5 protein-coding genes and 1 pseudogene are annotated in these 3,310 nt (G+C 53.3%); all 6 read right to left on the bottom strand.

Annotated features, from left to right (window positions below):
* Window positions 1-953 (bottom strand): chorismate synthase (gene aroC / locus AC1HCM_RS04630; RefSeq protein WP_479460605.1); only part of this gene is annotated, 953 nt, incomplete at its 3' end.
* Window positions 954-1,163: a 50S ribosomal protein L28 gene (rpmB, locus tag AC1HCM_RS04625; protein WP_479460604.1), complete on the bottom strand. Its 210-nt coding sequence runs from the start codon at window positions 1,161-1,163 to the stop codon at window positions 954-956. It abuts the gene before it with no gap.
* 35 nt (window positions 1,164-1,198) lie between these two features.
* On the bottom strand, window positions 1,199-1,894 hold the full coding sequence (locus tag AC1HCM_RS04620; protein WP_479460603.1) for a dienelactone hydrolase family protein: 696 nt from the start codon (window positions 1,892-1,894) through the stop codon (window positions 1,199-1,201).
* 19 nt (window positions 1,895-1,913) lie between these two features.
* Complete coding sequence (locus tag AC1HCM_RS04615; RefSeq protein WP_479460602.1) at window positions 1,914-2,225, bottom strand: hypothetical protein; 312 nt, start codon at window positions 2,223-2,225, stop codon at window positions 1,914-1,916.
* The gene (ygfZ, locus tag AC1HCM_RS04610; RefSeq protein ID WP_479460601.1) at window positions 2,194-3,123 is read right to left on the bottom strand and encodes a CAF17-like 4Fe-4S cluster assembly/insertion protein YgfZ; all 930 of its coding nucleotides are present in this window, start codon (window positions 3,121-3,123) and stop codon (window positions 2,194-2,196) included. Before ygfZ ends, AC1HCM_RS04615 begins: the two co-directional genes overlap by 32 nt.
* A 53-nt stretch (window positions 3,124-3,176) precedes the next feature.
* Window positions 3,177-3,310, bottom strand: a pseudogene (locus AC1HCM_RS04605) (hypothetical protein); the annotation flags it as partial.

The raw sequence follows: 3,310 nt of genomic DNA, 5'->3' as shown, positions 1-3,310 counted from the left end.
ACCCTCACAACCACCGGCATCCCGTTCGTTATACCCCCTTCAGTTCCCCCAAGATTGTTTGAGTATCTGAAGAAACCCCTTTCGGGGTTGTAGCCTATCTCATCGTGGACCTCAGAGCCGTGCCTCTTTGAAGCCTCAAAGCCGAGCCCTATCTCCACACCCTTCATAGCCTGTATGCTCATCATTGCCTGGGCTATCCGCCCGTCAATCTTCCTGTCCCACTGGATATGGGAGCCCAGTCCCGGTGGGACTCCCACAGCAAAGACCTCAAAGACACCTCCGAGGCTCTCACCCCTTTCCTTAGCCTCATCTACAACCCTCTTGAGCTCTTCATCCCTTTCTGGATAGGGAACCCTGAGCTCGGACTCTTCAGCCCTCCTGTGAAGCTCAAGGAGTCTCTCAGCGTCAGCGAAGTAGCTCTTATCCCTGAGCTCCTCAACCTCCTTACTCCCTATGCTGACGACGTAGCTTCCCACCCTTATACCAAGCTCCTCCAAGAGCCTCTTGCATACGGCACCTACGGCAACCCTCGCAGCCGTTTCCCTTGCGGATGCCCTCTCAAGGATGTTCCTCAGGTCCCTCTGGTTGTACTTGATCCCTCCCGACAGGTCAGCGTGGCCGGGTCTCGGTCTTGTGAAGGGGACAACGCTCTCTGAGGGAACTCCCTCAGGTGCCATCTTATCCTTCCAGTTCTCCCAGTCCCTGTTCTCTATCCAGAGGGCTATGGGTGAGCCTATAGTCTTTCCGAAGCGAACGCCCGAGAGAAACTCCACCCTGTCCTTCTCTATCTTCATCCTGCCCCCGCGTCCGTATCCCCCCTGCCTTCTCTGGAGCTCTCTATTTATGTAGTCTGCAGTAATCGGTAGGTTGGCGGGGATACCCTCAAGGATCGCGGTCAATCCCTTGCCGTGAGACTCCCCTGAGGTGAGGAAGCGAAGGAATCTGAGTGACATTCACGCCTCTTTAGGAACCTTTGCAGCCTTTACTACCTTCCCCGACTTGAGACACTTTGTACAGACGTATATCCTCTTTACGGTTCCGTCCGGGAGACGGACCCTCATCTTATGGACGTTTGGTTTGAAGGTTCTGGGGTTCCTCTCCGCTGAGAAGGTTACCCTTCTTCCATGCATAACCCTCTTTCCACATATCTCACAGGCTGCCATCTCTTACCTCCAGAAGCTCCTTATTGTATCAGAAATCAGCCCAGATGTCTCTTGAAGAACTCAACGCACAGCTTCCAGGCGTCCTCCGCAGAGCTCTTGTCGTATACTCCAGGTCTCTTATCGTTCAGGAAGGCGTGGTTAACACCGGCGTAAACCTTCGCCTGGGTCTCAACGCCGTTCCTCCAAACCTCCTTGAATATGTCTATCACCGAATCGTTGTTAACGAACTCGTCCTTCTCAGCCATTATGAAGAATATGGGAACCTTTATTGACTTGGGGTCTATGGGAGCCAGCTGAGGAAGTCCGTAGAAGGGTACGCTCGCGTCTATGAGGTCTGAGAACTTGCTGGCAAAGTACATGGAGAGGGTCCCTCCACAGCAAAAACCCGTAACACCGACCTTCACGGGGTCGGTCAGGTCAAGGTTCCTGAGGTACTCAACGCTCGCCTTGAACATGGCATCAACATCTTCCATCCTGCTCTGGAACATCTCCGTCATGAGCTTGCCTGCATCGTCGGGGTTGTCGGCATTCTTACCCCTGTACAGGTCAGGGGCAAAGGCAACGAAGCCCTCTTGGGCGAACCTGTCGGTGAGCTCCTTTATGTTGGATAGGGGTGAGTCAAGCCCCCACCACTCGTGGATAACTATGACCGCTGGTCCCTTCTGGGCTGGCTCTGAAAGGTACCCGCTGACAGAAGTCCCGTCTACCTCAAACTCTACATTCCTTCCCATAGCTTTCCCTCCTTGTTGTTCATAATTTTACATGAAGGAAGGTGTAATAGAAGTTACCTTCAACACCGCTGGAGAGCTTCGTCCCCTCTCTCTTTATGTCCCCGTTGAAGAGCTCCTTTCCCTTCTCTACAAGCTCCCTGTGTATGGGGTCTCCGAGGCTCTTCGCATAAACCGTTATAGCTAAGGTCTCCTCATCAATTGGTGCTGTGCTTCCAGCGAGCTCGTCCCCGCAGAAGAAGAGGGTTCTGTCTTCCCTCCTTTCCTTCTTAAGGGAATCGCACCTTTCCTTCAGTATCCCCTCAAGAAGCTCCTCCGCCCTCTCTTCCTTCACAGCTCACCTCCAATCTTACCCTGCCTGAATCTGAGAGAAGCTCCTTCCCCTCCTCGTAGGCACTTCTCAGGACGTAGCCAAGAGCCTTCTTTCCGCTGGAGCTGACAGAGGTCACCACTCCCACGTTCTTATCACCCTCTCTGAGCTTGTCGCCCTCCCTGAGCTCTCCCTCAACGCTCTCCATCCTGACGAGGGTTCGGGGAGTCCTTCCCCGGAAGTAAACCCGGGCTATCGCCTCCTGGCCAACGTAACAGCCCTTGTTCATATCAATAGCGTAGCTCAGGACCCCAGCCTCAAGAGGAGAGAAGCCCTCCCTAAGCTCCTTACCTATCCTCGGAACACAGCTTTCAATCCTCAGGTCCTCAAACTCCTCCTCGGTTATGGAGTACTCCTCAGGGAGCTCAAGGGAAGAGAGCCTCCCCATGAGGTCGTAGCCTTCTCTCCTGAGGCGGAGCGGGTTCTTAGCTATCAGAACGCCATCCCTCTCAGCTATCCTGAAGTTCTCAGGAACCACGCCGAAGGCGTCCTTCAGAAACTCTGAGCTTCCCTCTCCGAATATGAAGATGTGTTCCATCTGGGGTGTTAGGTCCTCAAAGAATACCTTTAGGGAGAGCTTGAGTCGGTTGAACTCCTCTATTACCTCCTGGGCTGGCTTCTCTGTATCAAGGATGTAGTAGTCGGATACTTTGTAAATAAAGAAGTCCGCAACGGGCTGTCCGTTTTGCCTGAGCCAGAGGTTGTAGTTGAGGCTCATCGGCTGGAGGTTTTTGATGTTGTTCGTGAGTAGGCTGTGGAGGAAGTGGGTATGCTCTTCGGGGGCGGTCATACCCTTCATCATTATCTTGGCGGGCTTTCCGTAAACTTTTATCTTTGATCTTCTCAGTCTTATCCACTTCATGTCTTTAGATTTTCTCACTCCGGGGCTCGGGATTTTATGATGGAGGTTCCGGATTAAACTCCCGCCATCACCTCTCTCCTGAGCTCGGTAGCCATCTCAACCATGTTCCGGAGGGCTGGCTCAACCTCCTCCCACCTTCTCGTCTTAAGTCCGCAGTCAGGGTTAACCCAGAGGAGCTCCTTCGGTA

The organism is Hydrogenivirga sp. (assembly GCF_056450045.1).
This window is presented reverse-complemented; position numbering and strand designations above follow the sequence as displayed.

Bases quoted from the DNA above. Each gene is read 5' to 3' on its own strand.
- rpmB (WP_479460604.1), bottom strand. From the start codon at position 1,163: ATGGCAGCCTGTGAGATATGTGGAAAGAGGGTTATGCATGGAAGAAGG.
- AC1HCM_RS04620 (WP_479460603.1), bottom strand. From the start codon at position 1,894: ATGGGAAGGAATGTAGAGTTTGAGGTAGACGGGACTTCTGTCAGCGGG.
- ygfZ (WP_479460601.1), bottom strand. From the start codon at position 3,123: ATGAAGTGGATAAGACTGAGAAGATCAAAGATAAAAGTTTACGGAAAG.